The sequence below is a fragment of the Streptomyces sp. NPDC058289 genome, assembly GCF_042880975.1.
GTDB classification, from domain to species: Bacteria; Actinomycetota; Actinomycetes; order Streptomycetales; family Streptomycetaceae; genus Streptomyces; species Streptomyces stoeckheimensis.
This window is the reverse complement of sequence record NZ_JBHVYI010000053.1, coordinates 47,551-65,403: the sequence shown is the minus strand read 5'-3', so window position 1 is coordinate 65,403 and position 17,853 is coordinate 47,551. Positions and strand designations below refer to the sequence as shown.

The 17,853-nt window shown below is 72.4% G+C and carries 19 protein-coding genes; 14 read left to right on the top strand and 5 right to left on the bottom strand.

The genetic code is table 11. The annotated features are described in order from the left end of the window. On the top strand, positions 1-1,855 hold a 1,855-nt coding region (locus ACFVX6_RS25525), incomplete at its 5' end, for an ATP-binding cassette domain-containing protein (RefSeq protein ID WP_389695118.1). After that, on the top strand, positions 1,852-3,621 hold the full coding sequence (locus ACFVX6_RS25520) for an ATP-binding cassette domain-containing protein (RefSeq protein WP_389695116.1): 1,770 nt from the start codon (positions 1,852-1,854) through the stop codon (positions 3,619-3,621). The genes ACFVX6_RS25525 and ACFVX6_RS25520, both read left to right, overlap by 4 nt. A gap of 33 nt (positions 3,622-3,654) precedes the next feature. Here the strand turns inward: ACFVX6_RS25520 and ACFVX6_RS25515 are convergent, their stop codons facing one another. Both ACFVX6_RS25515 and ACFVX6_RS25510 read right to left on the bottom strand, forming a co-directional pair. Beyond that, a complete protein-coding gene (locus tag ACFVX6_RS25515) occupies positions 3,655-4,263 on the bottom strand; it encodes a response regulator transcription factor (protein ID WP_389695114.1) in 609 nt (202 codons plus the stop codon). Between the two features lie 225 nt (positions 4,264-4,488). Next, a complete protein-coding gene (locus ACFVX6_RS25510) occupies positions 4,489-4,689 on the bottom strand; it encodes a hypothetical protein (RefSeq protein ID WP_389695112.1) in 201 nt (66 codons plus the stop codon). 169 nt (positions 4,690-4,858) lie between these two features. Here ACFVX6_RS25510 and ACFVX6_RS25505 point away from each other — a divergent pair, with 169 nt between their 5' ends. Further along, positions 4,859-6,013, top strand: a complete 1,155-nt coding sequence (locus tag ACFVX6_RS25505) for a N(5)-(carboxyethyl)ornithine synthase (RefSeq protein ID WP_389695110.1) — start codon at positions 4,859-4,861, stop codon at positions 6,011-6,013. 94 nt (positions 6,014-6,107) lie between these two features. Here ACFVX6_RS25505 and ACFVX6_RS25500 read toward each other — a convergent pair whose 3' ends face one another. Beyond that, positions 6,108-7,229 carry a glutamate--cysteine ligase gene (locus ACFVX6_RS25500; RefSeq protein ID WP_389695128.1) on the bottom strand — a complete coding sequence of 374 codons (1,122 nt, stop codon included), beginning with the start codon at positions 7,227-7,229 and terminating at the stop codon, positions 6,108-6,110. 220 nt (positions 7,230-7,449) lie between these two features. On the opposite strand from ACFVX6_RS25500, the gene ACFVX6_RS25495 reads away from it, so the two are divergent. Then, the gene (locus ACFVX6_RS25495; RefSeq protein WP_389695108.1) at positions 7,450-8,772 is read left to right on the top strand and encodes an MFS transporter; all 1,323 of its coding nucleotides are present in this window, start codon (positions 7,450-7,452) and stop codon (positions 8,770-8,772) included. A gap of 50 nt (positions 8,773-8,822) precedes the next feature. Further along, positions 8,823-10,052, top strand: coding sequence for an anhydro-N-acetylmuramic acid kinase (locus ACFVX6_RS25490; protein ID WP_389695126.1), 1,230 nt, complete (start codon positions 8,823-8,825; stop codon positions 10,050-10,052). A 25-nt stretch (positions 10,053-10,077) separates the two neighbouring features. Here ACFVX6_RS25490 and ACFVX6_RS25485 read toward each other — a convergent pair whose 3' ends face one another. Beyond that, the gene (locus ACFVX6_RS25485; protein ID WP_389695106.1) at positions 10,078-10,959 is read right to left on the bottom strand and encodes a SigB/SigF/SigG family RNA polymerase sigma factor; all 882 of its coding nucleotides are present in this window, start codon (positions 10,957-10,959) and stop codon (positions 10,078-10,080) included. A 311-nt stretch (positions 10,960-11,270) separates the two neighbouring features. Between ACFVX6_RS25485 and ACFVX6_RS25480 the strand changes: the two genes are divergently transcribed. Genes ACFVX6_RS25480 through ACFVX6_RS25470 form a run of 3 tightly spaced genes read left to right on the top strand, consistent with a single transcriptional unit; the run spans position 11,271 to position 13,238 of the window. Beyond that, positions 11,271-11,954: a HemK2/MTQ2 family protein methyltransferase gene (locus ACFVX6_RS25480; protein WP_389695104.1), complete on the top strand. Its 684-nt coding sequence runs from the start codon at positions 11,271-11,273 to the stop codon at positions 11,952-11,954. Continuing rightward, positions 11,938-12,219 (top strand): CDGSH iron-sulfur domain-containing protein, encoded by a 282-nt coding sequence (locus ACFVX6_RS25475; protein WP_389695102.1) that lies wholly within the window; start codon positions 11,938-11,940, stop codon positions 12,217-12,219. The genes ACFVX6_RS25480 and ACFVX6_RS25475 overlap by 17 nt, the downstream gene beginning before the upstream one ends. After that, positions 12,216-13,238 (top strand): iron-containing redox enzyme family protein, encoded by a 1,023-nt coding sequence (locus tag ACFVX6_RS25470; protein WP_389695100.1) that lies wholly within the window; start codon positions 12,216-12,218, stop codon positions 13,236-13,238. Before ACFVX6_RS25475 ends, ACFVX6_RS25470 begins: the two co-directional genes overlap by 4 nt. Before the next feature lie 33 nt (positions 13,239-13,271). Here ACFVX6_RS25470 and ACFVX6_RS25465 read toward each other — a convergent pair whose 3' ends face one another. Continuing rightward, the gene (locus ACFVX6_RS25465) at positions 13,272-13,721 is read right to left on the bottom strand and encodes a flavin reductase family protein (protein ID WP_389695124.1); all 450 of its coding nucleotides are present in this window, start codon (positions 13,719-13,721) and stop codon (positions 13,272-13,274) included. A gap of 212 nt (positions 13,722-13,933) precedes the next feature. Between ACFVX6_RS25465 and ACFVX6_RS25460 the strand changes: the two genes are divergently transcribed. From ACFVX6_RS25460 to ACFVX6_RS25435, 6 genes are all read left to right on the top strand, one after another. Continuing rightward, the gene (locus tag ACFVX6_RS25460) at positions 13,934-14,089 is read left to right on the top strand and encodes a DUF6131 family protein (protein WP_389695098.1); all 156 of its coding nucleotides are present in this window, start codon (positions 13,934-13,936) and stop codon (positions 14,087-14,089) included. Positions 14,090-14,095: 6 nt separating this feature from the next. Further along, positions 14,096-15,151 (top strand): fatty acid desaturase family protein, encoded by a 1,056-nt coding sequence (locus ACFVX6_RS25455; RefSeq protein WP_389695096.1) that lies wholly within the window; start codon positions 14,096-14,098, stop codon positions 15,149-15,151. Beyond that, complete coding sequence (locus ACFVX6_RS25450; RefSeq protein WP_389695094.1) at positions 15,151-16,530, top strand: mycothione reductase; 1,380 nt, start codon at positions 15,151-15,153, stop codon at positions 16,528-16,530. Before ACFVX6_RS25455 ends, ACFVX6_RS25450 begins: the two co-directional genes overlap by 1 nt. 71 nt (positions 16,531-16,601) lie before the next feature. Next, the gene (locus ACFVX6_RS25445) at positions 16,602-16,763 is read left to right on the top strand and encodes a hydrophobic protein (protein WP_385334477.1); all 162 of its coding nucleotides are present in this window, start codon (positions 16,602-16,604) and stop codon (positions 16,761-16,763) included. Between the two features lie 101 nt (positions 16,764-16,864). Further along, positions 16,865-17,233 (top strand): PRC-barrel domain containing protein, encoded by a 369-nt coding sequence (locus tag ACFVX6_RS25440; RefSeq protein WP_389695092.1) that lies wholly within the window; start codon positions 16,865-16,867, stop codon positions 17,231-17,233. 231 nt (positions 17,234-17,464) lie between these two features. Then, on the top strand, positions 17,465-17,734 hold the full coding sequence (locus ACFVX6_RS25435) for a DUF6296 family protein (RefSeq protein WP_389695090.1): 270 nt from the start codon (positions 17,465-17,467) through the stop codon (positions 17,732-17,734). Positions 17,735-17,853 lie beyond the last annotated feature (119 nt).

Here is a 17,853-nt window from a genome sequence, read left to right as displayed (position 1 = left end):
CGGCCCCCCGCGCGGGGCGCCGGGGCCCGCGCCCGGCCCCGGGGGGGGCCCCCCCCCCGCGCCCGGGGGGGGGGGGGGGGCGGCCGCCGGGGCGGCGCTCGCCGAACCCGCAGTCCTCGGCCACACGCTCGACCTGCTGCTCCGCCACGCCCCGTCGGGCCCCGCCTGGACGCTGCTGTGCGCCGGGGTCATCGCGGCCGAAGTGGCGCTGGACGCCGCCGCCGCGCGGCTGACCGGAGAGGTGGACGGCCGCTCCACCGCCCGGCTGCGCCGGCTCGGGCTCGCCCGGCTGCTGCGTACGGCCCCGCACCACGCGGCCGGCCACGCACCCGGAGAAACCGCCGCCCGGCTGACGGCCCACGCGGCCGAGGCCGGCAAGGTACCGGCCGCCGTCGCCCACGCCGTCGCCGCCCTGCTGGCGCCGCTCGGTGCGGTGGCCGCGCTCCTCCTCATCGACCTGTGGACGGCGCTCGCCTTCCTCGTGGGCGTTCCGCTGCTGGTGCTCCTCCTGCGGGCCTTCTCCCGCGACACCCTCACCAGCGTCGCCCGCTACCAGCAGGTGCAGCTCGCGACCGCCGGCCGCCTCGTCGAGGCGCTCGCCGGTGCCCGCACCATCGCCGCCGCCGGCAGTGCAGAGCGCGAACGGGCCCGGATCCTGGCGCAGTTGCCGGAGCTCGGCACCGAGGGGCGGCGCATGTGGCAGGTCTACGGCAGTACGACGGCCCGGTCGGCAGCCCTCATGCCGATGCTCTTCTACGCGGTGCTCGCCGTCGGCGGCATCCGGCTGTCTGCCGGAGCCATCGGCGTCGGCGAACTCCTCGCCGCATCGCGGTACGCGGGCCTCGCGGCCGGAGTCGGCGCGGTGACCGGAGGGCTGGCGGCGGTGGCCCGCGGCCGAGCCGCCGCGCGGCGGACCGCCGCCCTGCTGGTCCTGCCGGTACTCGATCACGGCCGGGCGGAGCTGCCGGAAGGCGGCCCCGGCACCCTGGAACTGCGCGACGTCCGGGTCGTGCGCGGCGGATCGGCGGTCCTGCGCGACGTCAGCCTGGTGATCCCCGGCGGCACCACGGTGGCGGTGGTGGGCCGGTCGGGCGCCGGCAAGACCCTGTTCGCCGCCGTGGCCGGCCGCCTCACCGACCCCGACGCGGGCCGGGTGCTGCTGGACGGCGTACCCCTGGGGGAGTTGACCGCCGAAGCGCTGCGCCGCGAGGTCGGCTACGCCTTCGACCGGCCGGTCCTGCTCGGGGACACGGTCGCCGACGCGATCGGCTTCGGCGCGGGTCCGTACCCCGGCCGCGAAGCGGTCCGCGCCGCAGCCCGTGCCGCGGGCGCGGACGCGTTCGTACGGCGCCTGCCCCACGGGTTCGGCACGCGTCTCGCCGAAGCCCCGATGTCCGGCGGTGAGATCCAACGACTCGGACTGGCGCGGGCGTTCTGTCATGCCGGGCGGCTCCTCGTGCTGGACGACGCCACCTCCAGCCTCGACACCGTCACGGCCCGCGAGGTCGAGCGGGCGCTCGCCCGTGAGGTCCGGCCCGGCACCCGGATCGTGGTCGCGCACCGCCTCTCGTCCGCCGTCCGCGCCGACCTCGTCGTATGGCTGGAGGACGGCCGGATACGGGCGACCGGCACCCACGGCGAGCTGTGGCGCAACGACCCCGCCTATCGGGCGGTGTTCGCCGCGGACGCGAAGACGGGATCCGGCGAGGAGGCGGCCACGGAGACGGCCACAGACGCGGCCGCGGAGGCGGCCGCGCGAGCCCCCGCGCTTCCGGACGCGGACGACCACCGGCCGCCCGGGGACAACCGGGAGGACAACCGGCGCAGCCGGGGGAACCGGGAGGCGGCGCGGTGACCGAGGGCGAGACCTGGCGCCGGGTGGCCCCCGACGCCCGGCGGTTCCTGCGCGGCCGCAAGGGCGCCCTGGTCCGGCTCGCGGCATGGTCGCTCCTGGAGTCCGCGCACACCTTCCTCGGCGGCTACGGCGTGGCCCGCGCCCTCGACGACGGCTTCCTGGCCGGCCGCACCGCCACCGGTCTCACCTGGCTGGCCGCGGCCGGAGCCGGAGCACTGCTCGGCGGATTCGCGCTGCGCGGTGTGTTCACCGGACTCGCGGACCTCGTCGAGCCGCTGCGGGACGGCCTGGTGCGGCGGGCCGTGCGCCAGGCACTGGACCGTGCGGTCGCCGACCCGGCGCGCGCGCCCGGCGCGGGCGCGGTGGCCCGGCTGACCCAGCAAACGGAAATGGCCCGGGACTCCTTCGCCGGGCTGGTCCTGACGGCCCGTTCGTTCGTGTTCACCGCCGTGGGGGCCTTCGCGGGCATGGCGGCCCTGGATCCCGTACTGCTGCTGATCGTGCTGCCCCCGCTGCTGCTCGGCGCGGCCGCCTTCCTGGCGACGCTCCGCCCCATGGCATCCGTACAACGCCGGTCGCTGGACACCGACGAGGCGCTGTCGGACCGGGTGGCGACGGTCGGTGAGGGGCTGCGCGACATCGTCGCCTGCGGCGGACAGGCGGCGGCGCAGGCCCGGGTGGAGCCCTTGATAGCAGACCAGGAGCGGCTGGCCCGACGGCTCGCGCACTGGACGGCCCTGCGCACCCTGGCGCTGGGCACGGCGGGCCGGCTGCCGGTGATCGCCCTGCTCGCCGCGACGCCCTGGCTGCTCGGACGCGGGATCACCGCCGGGACGCTGGCCGGGGGCCTCACGTACCTGGTGCAGGCTCTGCTTCCCGCGCTGAGCACCCTGATGACGGCCGTGGGATCCGCCGGCACCCGCCTGCTGGTGGTCCTGGAGCGCTTCTGTGATCCGCCGCCGGCAGCCGAGGACGGCGGCAGCGGGGCGACGTCGCAGGCACCCGTACACACCGGCCGACGGACCGCCGCAGCGGTGGAACTCCGGGGCGTCAGCTTCGCCTACGGCCCCGGCGCGGCGCCCGTGCTCGACGCACTCGACCTGGTCGTGCGGCCGGGGGAGCACCTCGCCGTCGTCGGGCCGAGCGGCATCGGAAAGTCCACGCTGACCGCACTGCTCGCGGGGATGCTGTCACCCGGAGCGGGCACGGTCCTCGTCGCCGGCGTCGCCGCACGGCGGGAACCGGGAGCCTCGGGACCCGACCCGCGGCGGACCCTGCTGCCGCAGCAGGCGTACGTGTTCACCGGCACGGTACGGGACAACCTCACCCACCTGGCCGCCCGGCCGGGCGGCCCCGTTCCCGGGGACGCCCAAGTGCTGCGCGCCGTCGGCATCCTGGGACTGGAAGGCCTCGTGGAGCGGCTGGGCGGTCTGGACGCCCGGGTGTCCCCCCGGCTGCTGTCCCGGGGCGAGGGCCAGCACCTCGCGCTCGCGGCCGCCTACCTCTCGCCGGCCCCGCTGCTCCTGCTCGACGAGGCCACCTGCCACCTGGACCCCCGGACCGAGGAGCGTGCCGAACGGGCCCTCGCGGACCGGCCCGGCACCCTCGTCGTCGTGGCCCACCGCATATCCTCCGCGGCCCGCGCCGACCGGGTTCTCGTCCTCGACGGGACGCGCGCCGTGTGCGGCACGCACGCGGACCTCCCGGCCGGATCGCCCTTGTACCGCGATCTGGTGGGGGAGTGGGACCGGGCCGAGGACGGGTGACGCGGCGTCGTGCCCGTCCGCGGCGGCCGTGGATCAGACCCAGCCCTCCCGCCGGGATATCCGGATCGCGTCGATGAGATTGCGTGCGCCGGTCTTGCGGGTGGCCGCGGCCATGTAGTTGCGCACCGTCCCGCTCGCCAGGTGCAGTGCGCGGGCGATCTCGGCGATGGAGTCGCCCTCCGCGGCCCGGGACAGCACGCTGAGTTCCCGGGGGCTCAGCGGTACGGGGTCGGCCTCCATGAAGGCGGAGGCCAGCGTGGCGTCGATGAACCGTTCCCCCGCGGCGACCTTCTGGACCGCCCGTACGAGCCGTCCCGGCGAGCCGTCCTTGTCGACGTAGCCGAGGGCCTCGGCCCGGAAGGCCCGGTGCAGCGAACCGGGCGCGCCGGTCGACGCGAGCACGAGTACCGAGGACGGGGACGCGAGGACCTGGTGGTCCGCGCGTCCGCCGTCGGCCAGAACGGCCGTCGCCCCCGGACAGTCGAGGTCGACGACCGTCACGTCTGGTCGTAAGGACTCGGCTCGGCGTACCGCGGTCCGCCAGCCCGCGGATGTGACGTCGAAGGACCCTTCGGATCTGAGCAGGGCGGCCAGTGCCGACCGGACCAGGCTGACGCTGTGCAGGACGAGGACCTTGGTCATCGTGTGCTCTCCTCGGTAGACGAACCAACGGCACCACACGGGTGCCCAGGTATGGACCGATGGAACGTCACTGCGGGGGCGCGTAGGAGCCTACGACCAGCTTGGCCGAGATACCCGAGTCGTCGCGCTCTCCTTTGGCGGATAACCCCCTTGAAGACCGGACCCGTCCCGTCCAGTCCCGGCCGGAGCGGCCCTGTGGTGCTCGTGCACCCCTGCTCGAAGATGTCAGCGCCTACGGCCCCGTCCGCGTGATGCCCACCGGGTGCCGGTGCCGGTGCCGGTGCCGATGCCGGCGACGTGCAGCGCGAGCGCGGCGAGACCGATCAGCATGAAGTTGGTGGAGCTCAGTACGTCGTTGGTGGCCACGTTGGCCGCGTTGATCAGGAACGCGATGAAGAACAGCACTGCGGCGCCGATGCCGAGCATGTCCATGCCCCTTTCGGTTGATGACGGCCGTGTTCCCCGTACGGGCCGGATCATGAGCTGACGGCGGCGCACGTGGTCGCGGAGCGTCGGTCGTACGCGTGCGATTCGAGGCCGACGAGGTCCCCCATGCTCCGGGGTGTGTTAAACATGGAGTAATCAAAGGGGCATTTTGCAGCAGCTCAAGCTCGGAATCATGTCGCAGTCCCGTAAAGAGAACGAGCGTCGTCTGCCGATCCACCCAGCACACTTCGAAAACATCGATGCCGATCTTCAGGCCAGCATTTATCTGCAGACCGGTTATGGAGAGCACTTCGGTGTTTCGGACCGGCAGCTTGCACCGTGGGTCGCAGGGTTCCGCTCACGTGAAGATCTGATCACAGAGTGTGACGTCATCCTCCTGGCCAAACCACTGCACGAAGATCTCGCCGACCTGCGGGACGGGCAAGTGCTGTGGGGGTGGCCGCACTGCGTGCAGGACGAGAAGGTCACGCAGGCCGCCATCGACCGCAGGCTCACGGTGATCGCTTTCGAGGCGATGAACCACTGGACCCGCGACGGTGGATTTAGTCTGCACGTTTTCCACAAGAACAACGAGCTGGCCGGCTACTCGTCGGTGCTGCACGCCATGCAGCTGACCGGGGCGACCGGAGATTACGGACGCCGGCGACGTGCCGTCGTCATCGGCTTCGGCGCCACCGCCCGCGGTGCGGTCACCGCGCTCAGCGCGCTGGGCGTTCACGACGTCGACGTGCTGACTGCCCGCGGCATCGCCGCAGTCAGCTCACCGATCCACTCGGCGCGGATCGTGCACTTCGATCACGACGAGGCCGACGACACCCTCGACCCGCGGCGCAGCATCGTGGTCACCGATGACGGTCCGGAACCGCTGGCCGACTTCCTCGCGGGGCACGACATCATCGTCAACTGCGTGCTCCAGGACACCGCGGCGCCGCTGATGTTCCTCATAGAGGAGGACTTGCCGAAGCTGGCGCCCGGCACCCTCGTCATCGACGTCTCCTGCGACGAGGGCATGGGTTTCGCGTGGGCGCGGCCCACCACCTTCAACGCTCCGATGTTCACCGTCGGCGACCACGTCCACTACTACGCGGTGGACCACAGCCCCTCCTACCTGTGGGACGCGGCCACCTGGGAGAACAGCGAGGCGCTGATCCCGTTCCTGCGGTCGGTCCTCGAAGGCCCGGACGGCTGGGACGGCAACGGCACGATTCGCCGAGCGATCGAGATCCGCGGCGGCACCATCCAGAATCCCGCGGTGGTGGCCTTCCAACACCGCGCCGAACAGTTCCCGCACGCGCTGCTCTGAACCGGCCGGGCGGATCGGTTCAGGGACCCGGGTCAGGGGCCCGGGTCCCTGACCCGGGTCCCTGAACGCCCGGCACCGACGCGCCGCATCCGGCTCAGGTGCAGACTCCTGCGGTGATCTCCGCGCAGCGGGTGGCCACGGCGCCGAGCGTGCCCTCCGTACGCAGCAGCCCGCGCTGGACGCGCGCCCCGTTGCCGTGCTCCAGGAGGCGGGCGATGCCCTCCCGGACGTGTTCCTCGTCGCCGTGGTCGGCCAGGGCTTCGCGCACGTGTGCGTGGAGCGCCTCGACGGCCACGGCGGGCGAGGTCGCGCTCATCGTCCGGGGGTCGATGAGCGGGCCGTCCAGCCCGGAGCGGCCGGCGCGCCAGGCTGCCAGCCGGAGCAGGCCCGTACCGATCCTGGCCGGCGGCTGCCCGTCCCGCCAGGCGCGCGCGGCGGTCTCGACCAGGCCGCGCACCAGGGCCGCCAGGAGGACCGGGGTCGACGCCTCCAGGCAGACGTCCGCGACCCTGACCTCCACCGTCGGGTAGGCGGCGGACAGCCGGGCGTCGAAGTACATCATCCCCTTGTCGCGCAGCACACCGGTGTCGAGCATGGCGCGCACCTGCTCGTGGTAGCGGTCGGCGGACCCGAAGAGGTCCGTGGGCCCGGCCGACGGCAGCCGGTTCCAGACCCGGCTGCGGTAGCTGGCGTACCCACTGTCCTCGCCCTGCCAGAACGGAGAGTTCGCGCTCATTGCGGTGAGTACGGGCAGCCAGGGGCGGATCCGGTCCAGGACGGCGACGCCCTCCTCGTCCGACTCGACCGACACGTGGACGTGGCAGCCGCAGGTCAGCTGCTCCTGCGCGGTCAGGCCGAACTGCTCGCCGACCCACTCGTACCGCTTGCCCGTGCTCAGCGAGGGCCGGACGGGCAGCGGGGAGGTGCCGAGGGCCGCGACCAGCGCCCCGGCGGACGCGGCGTGCCGGGCGGCCTCCCCCCGCCAGCGGGTGATCTCCTTCAGGAGCTCGCCCATCTCGGTCACCGGTTTGGTGGCGAACTCCAGCTGCTCCTCCTGGAGTTCCTTCTCGAAGGTGTGCCCCTGCGGTTCGTCGCCCTCCGGCTGCCGTTCGACGGACCGGTCCGCGGCCGCCAGCACGGCCCCCGACAGGGCCAGCGGCTCACCGCTACGGGCGTCCACCAGCAACAGTTCTTCTTCCACACCCACGCTTCGCATGCCGCCGCCCATCGATCCGCTGGTCACATCGCCCCACACCTGCCCCACCCCATCCCGACCATGCGGCGCCGGCCAGGGCGGTCTGCCCGTGTGGTCGCGGGCCTTCCGACCGCCCGGATCTTTCTGCCCCTCGCCCCTCCGCCCCCTCTGCCCCATCGCCCAGTACGGCAGATGGCGGACGGAACTTGTGGAGCGGCCACACGCTCAGCAGGCTTGCTCCATGCTCTCACCCGCTCCCGGACCGGTCCGCTTCCCTGTGGCAGCGGCGCGGCGGACCGGTTCCCGCCGGGCGCTGCTCGGTGGTTGCGTCGGCAACTTCATCGAGTGGTACGAGTTCGGCGTCTACGGCTACCTCGCCACCGTCATCGCGACGCACTTCTTCACTCCCGAGGGCGGCAGCGCGGTGGAGGGGCTCGTCAAGACGTACGCCTCCTTCGCCCTCGCGTTCTTCTTCCGGCCCGTCGGGGCGGCGGTGTTCGGGCGGCTCGGTGACCGGATCGGCCGGCGCCCGACGCTCGTCCTGGTCATCTGCCTGATGACCGGCGCCACGACGCTCATCGGCGTGCTCCCGACCTACGCGACCATCGGCGCGGCCGCGCCGTGGCTGCTGACGCTGCTGCGGGCCGTGCAAGGGCTGTCGGCGGGCGGGGAGTTCGGCGGAGCGGTCTCGGTCATGACGGAGAGCGCGCCGCCGGGCCGCCGGGGGCGGTACGGGGCGTGGCAGTCCTTCACGGTCGCGCTCGGCCTGCTCGCGGGCGCCGGTACGACGGCGCTCCTGGCGACCGTACTGACCCCCTCGGAGCTGAACGCCTGGGGCTGGCGGGTGCCCTTCCTGCTGACGCTGCCGCTCGGGCTCGCCGCACTGTGGCTGCGCGTGCGCCTGGACGAGACGCCCGCCTTCGTCTCGGCCGTCGCCGCGACGGGCGGCCCGCCGCGGCGACCGCCCGCCGGGGAGACGGTCAGGGCCGTCGCGCTGGGCGCCGGGCGGGTCATGGGCTGGTCGGCGGCCGGGTACACCTTCCTGGTGGTCCTGCCTTCCTACCTCCAGAACACGCTGAACGCGACGTTCCAGCAGGCCCTCGTGGCGACCGTGCTGGCGAACCTGGGATTCGCGGCGACCATCCTGCCCGCCGGCGCGATCAGCGACCGGCTCGGGCGGCGAACGGTGATGCTGGCCGGAGCGCTGCTGGTGGTCGTGCTCGCACTGCCGCTGCTGAACCTGGTCCAGGACACGGGCGCGCCGGTGTACGCGAAGGGGGCCGCGCTCTTCGCCGCGGGGGCCGCCGTCGGGCTGATGGCCGGACCCGGTCCTGCGATGCTGTCCGAGATGTTCCCGACCACGGTGCGCTACACGGGGCTGGGGCTGGCGTACGCACTGTCCAACGCCGTGTTCTCGGGATGTGCGGGGCTGATCATCACCAGGGCCGTCGCGTGGACCGGGGACGCCGACATTCCCGCGTACTACGCCGCGGCAACCTGTGCGGTCAGCGTCGCCGCGCTGCTGACCCTGCGCGGCGACGACCACGAGCGGACGCTCCGGTGAGCGGCCCGCCGGTGAGCGCCCCGCCGGTGAGCGTCCGCAGGGCGGGCGACCTGCGCGTGGTGGGGCTGATGTCGGGCACCTCGTACGACGCCATCGACGCGGCCGCCGCAGACCTCGCTCTGGACGGGGACACGCTGGTGCTCACGCCGCTCGGCATGATCAGTACCGCGTACGAGAACGGGCTGCGGGCGGAGCTGGCCGGGGCGCTGCCACCCGCCGCGACGGATCTGGCCACGGTGTGCAGACTCGACACGCGCATCGGACAGGCCTTCGCCGCCGCGGCCGTACGGGCCGACCTCGAACTGTGCGACGGCCGGAGCGATCTGACGGCCTCGCACGGGCAGACCGTCTACCACTGGACCGGGTCCGGCCGGGTGTACGGCACGCTCCAGATCGGCGAGCCGGCCTGGATCGCCGAGGCCACCGGCCGGCCCGTCGTCTCCGGCTTCCGCACGCGGGACGTGGCCGCCGGGGGACAGGGCGCACCCCTGGTGAGCGTCTTCGACGTCATGTGGCTGCGCGGGCGGCCGGGCGTCCCCGTGGCGCTCAACCTGGGCGGCATCGCCAACGTGACGGTGGTCGCGGACGGGGCGGGCGGCGCACCGCTGGCCTTCGACACCGGACCTGCCAATGCGCTGATCGACGCGGCGGTACGGGAGCTCGCAGAGGGGGACACCACGGGCGGGGCGCAGCATATGGACGTGGACGGCGCGCTCGCCGCACGCGGAACCGTGCACCCGGGGCTGCTGCGGAAACTGCTGGACGAGCCGTACTACGCCCTGCCCGCACCGAAGACGACGGGCAAGGAGCTGTTCCACCTGCCCTATCTGCGCGCGGCGCTGGACACCTGCGGGCCGCTGTCCGCCGAGGACGTCGTCGCCACCCTGACCCGGCTCACGGCACGGACCGTGGCCGACGCCGTCCGGCCCTTCGGGGCGACGGAGGTGATCGCGTCGGGCGGCGGCACCCGCAACCCGGTGCTGATGCGGTGGCTGCGGGAGGAACTGGGCGGGGGCGATGCGGAGGTGCCGCTGCGGACGTCGGACGAGCTCGGACTGCCGTCCGGTACGAAGGAGGCGTACGCCTTCGCCGTCCTGGGCTGGCTCACCGCGCACGGTCTGCCCGGGACCCTCCCCTCCTGCACCGGCGCCCGGCACCCGAGCGTCCTCGGCTCGCTCACACCCGGCGCGGCGGGCCGAAGCCTGCCCGCGCCGCTGGCGACGGCGCCCCACCGCCTGGTCGTCCGCGCCCCGCGAAGGCCAAGAGGACCTTGGGGATGATCCGTACCGTCCGGGTGGACCCTGCCTATGAGGTGACGGAGTCGTCAGCGACGCCGTCGTCGGTCAGAAGGCCCGTCCTCAGCCGTTCCGTGATCCGGTTCAGCAGCCGGGACACGTGCATCTGGGAGAGGCCGAGTCGGTCGCCGATCTGGGACTGGGTGAGTTCCTCGCCGAAGCGCATGGCCAGGATCTGCCGATCGCGGTCACTGAGGGTCGTCAGCAGGGGCTTCAGCGTCTCCATGCATTCGATGCGGTCGTACGCCGCTTCCTCGGCGCCGAGCGAAGAAGTCAGCGGCGACGCGTCGGTGTCCTCGCCGAGCGGTGCGTCGAGGGACCCGGCGGTGTAGCCGTTGGTGGCCTGGAGTCCCTCGGCCAGCTCGGTGTCGGTGATTCCGAGGCGCTGCGCCAGTTCGTGCTCGGACGGCCGGCGGCCCAGCCGCTGTTCGAGGGCGTCGTAGGCCTTGGCGATGTCGAGCCGGAGTTCCTGCAGACGCCTGGGGACCTTCACCGACCAGCCGGTGTCACGGAAGAACCGTTTGATCTCACCGGTGATGGTGGGGATCGCGAACGTGGCGAACTCGATCCCGCGCTCCACGTCGTACCGGTTGATGGCCTTGATCAGGCCGATCGTGCCGACCTGGATGATGTCCTCCAGCGGTTCCTTGCGCAGGCGGTAGCGGCGGGCCGCGTACTTCACCAGGCTGAGGTTCAGCTCGACGAGGGTGTTGCGCACGTACGAGAACTCGGGAGTGCCCTCCTCCAGGGCGGCCAGACGCCGGAAGAGCGCGGCCGACAGGGTCCGGGCGTCCGAGGTGCTCACGCCGACCAGGTCCTCGGGGAGGCCGAGGAGGTCCGGGAGGAGCCCGGTACGGAGGGGGTCCGCAGTGTCGCGGGCAATGGGTGACATGTGAAACCTCTGACGGATGGGGCCGCGGCCGGCAGGCGCAGCGGGGGACCGTCGTCGTCTTCCCGATGGCTGTATACCCCCTCACGGGGAGGGCTGACCCTTCCCCCTGGCAGGGATCCCGTAGGGGCCCTCCGCGGGCCGCCCCCGCCGGGTCCGACAGCTCCGTGCGCCGAGCTGAAGACCCTCGTGTGATCCTCTGAAGATCGGCAGGTCCTGGGTAGGCCTCCGCTGTCCGGGCAGTCGCCAGTCGTTCCGTCCACCGACGCGTTCCGCCCAGCGGCGATCACCGCGTCCGACCCCGGAGGTGCGCGATGCTCGACACGGTCCTGACCGGCGGGGACACTCAGGCACGGCTGATCGCCCTGCCCGGTGTGTACCGACCGCAGTCCGATACCCGGCTGCTGGCCGATGCCCTCTCCCGCGAGGAGCCGGGGCCCGCCACCGAGGTCCTGGAGATCGGCACCGGCACCGGCGCCCTCGCACTGTGCGCGGCCGGCGCCGGAGCACGGGTGACGGCGGTCGACGTCTCCTGGCCCGCCGTGATCGCGACCCGGATCAACGCGCTGCGCCGTCGGCTGCCGCTGCGCGTGCTGCACGGAGACTTCGCCGCGCGCACGCGGGGCCGACGCTTCGACCTCGTACTCGCCAATCCGCCGTACGTACCGTCACCGCGGGCCCATCCGCCCTCGTACGGCGCCGCCCGCGCATGGGACGCCGGCCCCGACGGACGCGCGATCATCGACCGGATCTGTGCGAGCGCCCCGGAGCTGCTGAGGCCCGGCGGGGTCCTGCTCATGGTGCACTCGGGCATGTGCGGGGCCGCGAGCACCGTGGACCACTTGAGGCGCGGAGGCCTGACCGCCGACGTGGTGTCACGGGCCGTGGTCCCCTGGGGCCCGGTGCTGCGGTCCAGACGGGCCTGGCTGCTGAGCCGGGACCTGGCGGACGGGGCCGAGTGGGAAGAGCTGGTGGTCATCCGTGCCCGGCGCCCCTGACGACCGCCCGGCCGACCGGGACGGGCCCGCCCGTGACGAACGCCGTGCGGCCCGCCGAGTGGTGGTGGATCCGCAGGGCCCGGTGCTGGTCGAGGGACCCGTGGAGGTCGTCCTGGACGACGGGAGCGTCGTCCGGTCCGACCGCTTCACGGTCGCCCTGTGCACCTGCCGCCGCAGTCGCACCTACCCCTGGTGCGATACGAGCCACCGCCCCCGCGAACGCCCCGCCGGACCCGACGGCCCACAGGACAGGAGCACCGGATGACGACCACCGCCGCCACCCCGAGGAGCGGGCCCGCCCTGGTAGGGGGGCGGGGCGTGCTGTCGCACGCCGTCCTGGAGGCGTTGACCACAGGGCGTCCTCCGACGTACCAAGCGGTCGCCGTCCTCGCGGCCGATCCGTGGGGCGAGGATCTCCAGCTCGCCCTCTACCTGCTCTACGAACTCCACTACCGGGGCTTCGAAGGGGTCGGCGACGACCGGGAGTGGGACCCGGACCTGATCCGCCTGCGGCAGGCGATGGAGTCCCGGTTCCTGCACGCCCTGCGCACCGAGCTGGCGGACGCCCCCCGGTCGGTCGGGGAAGCCTTCGCACCGCTCCTCGTCGAGCCGGTCGACCTCACGGACAGCCTCAGCCACCTCCTCGAAACGAAGGGCGAGCTCTGGCAGTTGCGCGAGTACGCGGCCCTGCGCTCCCTCTACCACCTCAAGGAGGCCGACCCGCACGTCTGGGTCGTGCCCCGGCTCACGGGACGGGCCAAGGCCGCCATGGTCGCGATCGAGTACGACGAGTTCGGCGCCGGGCGTGCGGCGGACATCCACGCGCAGCTCTTCGCCGACCTCATGGACGACCTCGGCCTGGACCACACGTACGGCAGGTACCTGGACCACGCCCCGGCTCCGGTGCTCGCCACGGTCAACCTCATGTCACTGTTCGGCCTGCACCGCGCCCTGCGCGGCGCCCTGGTGGGTCACTTCGCCTGTGTCGAAGTGACCTCCTCACCCGGCTCGCGCCGCATGGCCAAGGCCATGCGGCGGTGCGGTGCGGGTCCGGCCGCGGAGCGCTTCTACGCGGAACACGTCGAGGCCGACGCGGTGCACGAGCAGGTCGTACGGCGCGAAGTCATCGGCGGCCTCCTCGCCGACGAACCGCACTTGGAGCCCGATGTGGCCTTCGGCTGCGCGGCCACGGTCCTGCTGGAGGACCGCCTCGGAGCACACGTACGGGGAGCCTGGGGGAACGGGCACTCCGCGCTGCGGACGCGGTTGTCACCGCAGCCGTGAGGCGGATCGGGCAATCGGGCGAGGATCAGGCGATCAGGCAGGGTGCCCCGGTGAGATGTCGGCGACATCGCTGAACCGGAGCAGGGGCGGCTCGTCGCGCCGCCCGGGCGGGCTCTGGTCCACGGGCTCGAGCAGGAAGCCGACGTGGTCCCCGTCGCCTTCCACGTGTCCCCGCACCCGGCCGACGAACCAGGCGAGGCAGTCCGCGAGGACCGGTGCGGCCCCCTCTCCGGGCCGCCAGTCCACCCGCTCGAACTTGTCCACGTCGTCGCCGGTCTGCCCGCCGAACCAGTCCGCCGTGGCCCTCTGCTCGCGGCGCAGGACGTGGACCGCCACGTGCGAGGCGCGGCGTGCGACGCGATACGTCCGGTTGGACGTGGAGATCCACACCATGAAACGGGGCGGGTCGATGGAGCACTGCGAGGCGAATCCCACGAGGCAGCCGGCCCGTTCGCCATCGGCCGCCGCCGTCACGACGTACATCGGGTAATCGAGGACGTCGGTGAATCCGTCGAGTCCTGGTCCGGCTCCGGTCACGGAAAGCTCCTCGGGTGAGTGGGTGAGCGGTGGAACGTCCGCCGCAGAAGTTCAGGGCCGATCGACAGCTAAGGAAGAAATTCCAGGGTAGACGCGATTCAAAGCACCCAGGCGGATCAACCGTTCCGTCGAATTCCCCACATGAGAACGAGGCCACCATGATTTTCGCCGGACTCATCCTCCTGCTCATCGGATTCCTGACCGGAATCTCCATCCTGTGGACCCTCGGAATCATTCTGCTAGTGGTGGGCGCGGTGCTCTGGATTCTGGGCTCGGTCGGTCACGCGGTCGGCGGACGACGCCACTACTGGTAACCGGTCATGAACTCTTTGGAGAAGGTGCGACCCCCGCCCGCAGGGACGGAAACGGGGAGCGACTTCGCCCGGTTGTCCAAGAAGATCCAGGCGGCCGGACTGATGAGCCGGCGTCCGGGCTACTACGCCTTGCGCATCGCCGTCGTGACGACCCTCTACGCCCTGGGCTGCACGGCCTTCGTGCTGATCGGTGACAGCTGGTGGACCCTGCTCGCCGCCGGATTCCTGGCCGTCGTCTTCGGGCAGGTGGCCCTGCTGGCGCACGACGTCGCGCACCGGCAGGTCTTCCGCCTGCGCAGGCGCAGCGAGCTGTCCGGGCGTCTCGCCGGGAACCTCGGCATCGGGATGGGATACGGCTGGTGGCAGGACAAGCACAGCCGGCACCACGCCAACCCGAACCACGAGGACCTCGACCCCGATCTCGATCCGGACATCCTCGTCTGGACACAGGACCAGGCCCGGGCCGCGAAGGGGCTGCCGCGGCTCCTGGGGCGCTCCCAGGCGTTCCTGTTCTTCCCCCTGCTCACGCTGGAAGGCTTCAACCTGCACGTGTCCGGGATCCGGTCCCTGGCCGACGGTGCCCTGAAGAACCGGGCGTGGGAGGGCATCCTCCTCTTCACGCACATCGCGGTATATCTCGGCGCGCTGTTCCTGGTGCTTCCGCCCGGCAAGGCGATCGCGTTCCTGGCGGTCCACCAGTGCCTCTTCGGCATCTACCTCGGATCCATCTTCGCCCCGAACCACAAGGGCATGCCGACCCTGCGAGGCGCGGACCGGCCGGACTTCCTGCGCCGCCAAGTGCTGACCTCCCGCAACGTGCGGGGCGGCCGGTTCACCGACATCGTGCTCGGCGGCCTGAACTACCAGATCGAGCACCACCTCTTCCCGAGCATGCCCAGCCCGCACCTGCGCCGGGCCCAGGCCATCGTCCGCGGTCACTGCCAGGAGCTCGGAGTGAGCTACCTGGAGACCAGCCTGATCAACTCCTACCGGCAGACCCTCGCCAGCCTCCACCACGCCGGAGCCCCTCTCCGGCAGGCCCGAGTGCGTGGCCTGGTCTGATGCGTCAGCACGATCTCGTCGTCATCGGTGCGGGATCCGGCAACGCCGTCATCGACGATTCGTTCGCCGATCTCGACGTGGCGATCGTCGAGGAGAAGTGGTTCGGCGGAACCTGCCTGAACGCGGGCTGCATCCCGAGCAAGATGTTCGCCTACGCCGCGCACGTGGCCCGGACCGTAGCCGAAGCCGGTACGTACGACGTGGGCGCGGAGCTGTTCGGCGTGCGCTGGCGGGCGATGCGCGACCGGGTGTTCGGACGCCTGGACGCCGAGCGCGAGGAGGGCCGCCGGGGGCGCCGGGAGGCCGATTCCGTCACCGTGTACGAGGGAAGGGCGCGTTTCACCGGCCCGCGGGAGCTGCGGATCGAGCGCGCGGACGGTTTCGTCGACATCGGCGCCCGGCAGATCGTCATCGCTTGCGGAGGCCGCCCGCTGGTACCCCCGCTCGTGCTCGGGTCCTCGCTGCCGTACGAGACGTCCGACACCGTCATGCGGATCGAAGCCCCGCCGCGCCGCCTGGCCGTCATCGGCGGCGGCTACATTGCGGCCGAGCTCGCGGAGGTGTTCGCGGCGGCCGGCAGCTCCGTGGTCATCGTGGAGAAGGAGGACCGGCTGCTCGGCCCGCAGGACGAGACGGTCGCCGAACGGTTCACCGAACTGGTCCGTTCCCGCTACGACCTCAGACTCGGCCGGGAAGTGACCGCGGTGGGCGGTCGCCCGGGCGCCCTGCGGCTGACCCTGGACGACGCCTCCACGGTCGAGGCGGACATGCTGCTGGTCGCCGCCGGCCGCGTACCCAACAGCGACCGGCTGAACCTCGACGCCGCGGGCGTCGCCACCCACGACGACGGCCGCGTCGTCGTCGACGCGTACCAACGCACCACCGCGGAAGGGGTCTTCGCACTCGGTGACATCTGCACGCCGGTACCGCTCAAGCACGTGGCGAACCGCGAGGCGGAGGTCGTCGCCCACAATCTCCGCCACCCCGACGACCTGATCGCCGCCGACCACGACCTGGTGCCCGCGGCCGTCTTCACCAGCCCCGAGATCGCCTCGATCGGCGCCACCGAGCAGGACTGCCGCGACCGGGGCCTCAATCCGCTGGTGGGCGAGGCCCGGTACGCGGACATCGCCTACGGCTGGGCGATGGAGGACACCACCGGCTTCTGCAAGGTGCTCGCCGAACGCGGCACCGGCCGCCTGCTCGGCGCCCACCTGATGGGCCCGCAGGCCGCCACCCTCATCCAGCCCCTCGTCCTGGCGATGACCCTGGGAATCGACGCGCGCACCCTGGCCAGGTCCCCGTACTGGATCCACCCGGCGCTCACCGAGCTGGTGGAGAAGGCCCTCCTCGACCTCGACTTCGGCCCCGACCTGTGAGGGCGGATTCACGAATTCGCCTGTGTGAGCGGGTGGGAACGGGGCAGACGGCCTTTCGGAGGTCGATAATCATGGTTCCCCTTCTTCTCGTTCTGCTTCTGATCCTGGTTCTCGCCGGTGCGGGTTTCGCGCTGAAGATCCTGTGGTGGGTCGCCATTGCCGTACTGGTGTTGTGGCTGATCGGTTTCGTCGCCCGCCCCAAGGGCGGCAGCGGCCGCTGGTACCGCTGGTAGCGGGCCGGATATTTCTCTCCCCCCCCCGCAGGACGCACGGAGAATGGAGGACGGCAGGGAATCGCCTGCCGTCCTCCCATTATCGGAGGAGTTGTTTTCGCGTGACTGAACATGTGTGGAGTTACAAGTCGACCGCCGGCCACCTGGCCGGTACCGATCTGACCGGCTACACGGTCGAGGCGACCGACGGTGGCATCGGCAAGGTCGACAAGCACTCCGACGAGGTCGGTGACGCCTACCTGGTCGTGGACACCGGCGTGTGGATCTTCGGCAAGGAGGTCCTGCTGCCGGCGAGCACCGTCGTCAGCATCGACCCCGAGGAGCGGAAGGTCTTCGTCGACCGGACGATGGGGCAGATCAAGAACGCGCCCGAGTTCCACCGGGCCGAGCACCTCACCCACCCCGGGTACCGCGAGGAACTGCGGACCTACTACGCCACACGCATCCCCTTCGGCATCCCGCCGGCCTGACCGGCTCGAGGCAGTGGGCCCGGACTCGACGAGTCCGGGCCCACTGCCGTCGCCACCACTGGTGCGGCGCCACTGCGGGGGCCGCAGCCCGCCGGCTGAGGGCCCGGGGGCGGGCGTGGCACCCCCGTGTCCCCTCCCCGATCGGCGCCATCGGTCCGGCAGGGGGAGGATGAAACGGAAGGACTCATTGCGACTGTCCCGCGCCGGCACCGGCGCAGAGGGGAGAGGGTGATGGGACAGACGGATCCGGTGGCGGACGAGCCGGGAGACGAGGAAGAGCGGGCGTACGAGTTGGTGTTCCCCGGCGTGACCGAGGGCGGCCGGGACGTCGTGCGGGTGACCGCCACGGACCGGACGGGGCCCGGAGGCCACCCGGTCTACGAGGACGCCACGGGCATCATCCAGGCGGAGATCAGCGACCGGTCGGAAGTGCGCGTGCTGGCCACCGGGGCCGGTCAGGAACCGGCTCAGGGGGTCACGGCCCGGCCCTTGTCCGAGTGATCCGTCACCCGGCCGGGGGGCGGGGCCCCGCCCCCCGGCGGGCCCCCGGGCCCGCCCCCCCCCGCGGCACGCCGCACAGCCCCCCGGGCCCCCCCCCCGCCCCCCGCCCCCCCCCGACG

Excerpts from the sequence above, each read along its gene's own strand:
- ACFVX6_RS25515 (WP_389695114.1), bottom strand. The coding sequence starts at position 4,263 with ATGACCAAGGTCCTCGTCCTGCACAGCGTCAGCCTGGTCCGGTCGGCA.
- ACFVX6_RS25510 (WP_389695112.1), bottom strand. The coding sequence starts at position 4,689 with ATGCTCGGCATCGGCGCCGCAGTGCTGTTCTTCATCGCGTTCCTGATC.
- ACFVX6_RS25500 (WP_389695128.1), bottom strand. The coding sequence starts at position 7,229 with ATGCGAAGCGTGGGTGTGGAAGAAGAACTGTTGCTGGTGGACGCCCGT.
- ACFVX6_RS25495 (WP_389695108.1), top strand. The coding sequence starts at position 7,450 with ATGCTCTCACCCGCTCCCGGACCGGTCCGCTTCCCTGTGGCAGCGGCG.
- ACFVX6_RS25485 (WP_389695106.1), bottom strand. The coding sequence starts at position 10,959 with ATGTCACCCATTGCCCGCGACACTGCGGACCCCCTCCGTACCGGGCTC.
- ACFVX6_RS25480 (WP_389695104.1), top strand. The coding sequence starts at position 11,271 with ATGCTCGACACGGTCCTGACCGGCGGGGACACTCAGGCACGGCTGATC.
- ACFVX6_RS25470 (WP_389695100.1), top strand. The coding sequence starts at position 12,216 with ATGACGACCACCGCCGCCACCCCGAGGAGCGGGCCCGCCCTGGTAGGG.
- ACFVX6_RS25465 (WP_389695124.1), bottom strand. The coding sequence starts at position 13,721 with ATGTACGTCGTGACGGCGGCGGCCGATGGCGAACGGGCCGGCTGCCTC.
- ACFVX6_RS25460 (WP_389695098.1), top strand. The coding sequence starts at position 13,934 with ATGATTTTCGCCGGACTCATCCTCCTGCTCATCGGATTCCTGACCGGA.
- ACFVX6_RS25455 (WP_389695096.1), top strand. The coding sequence starts at position 14,096 with ATGAACTCTTTGGAGAAGGTGCGACCCCCGCCCGCAGGGACGGAAACG.
- ACFVX6_RS25450 (WP_389695094.1), top strand. The coding sequence starts at position 15,151 with ATGCGTCAGCACGATCTCGTCGTCATCGGTGCGGGATCCGGCAACGCC.
- ACFVX6_RS25445 (WP_385334477.1), top strand. The coding sequence starts at position 16,602 with ATGGTTCCCCTTCTTCTCGTTCTGCTTCTGATCCTGGTTCTCGCCGGT.
- ACFVX6_RS25435 (WP_389695090.1), top strand. The coding sequence starts at position 17,465 with ATGGGACAGACGGATCCGGTGGCGGACGAGCCGGGAGACGAGGAAGAG.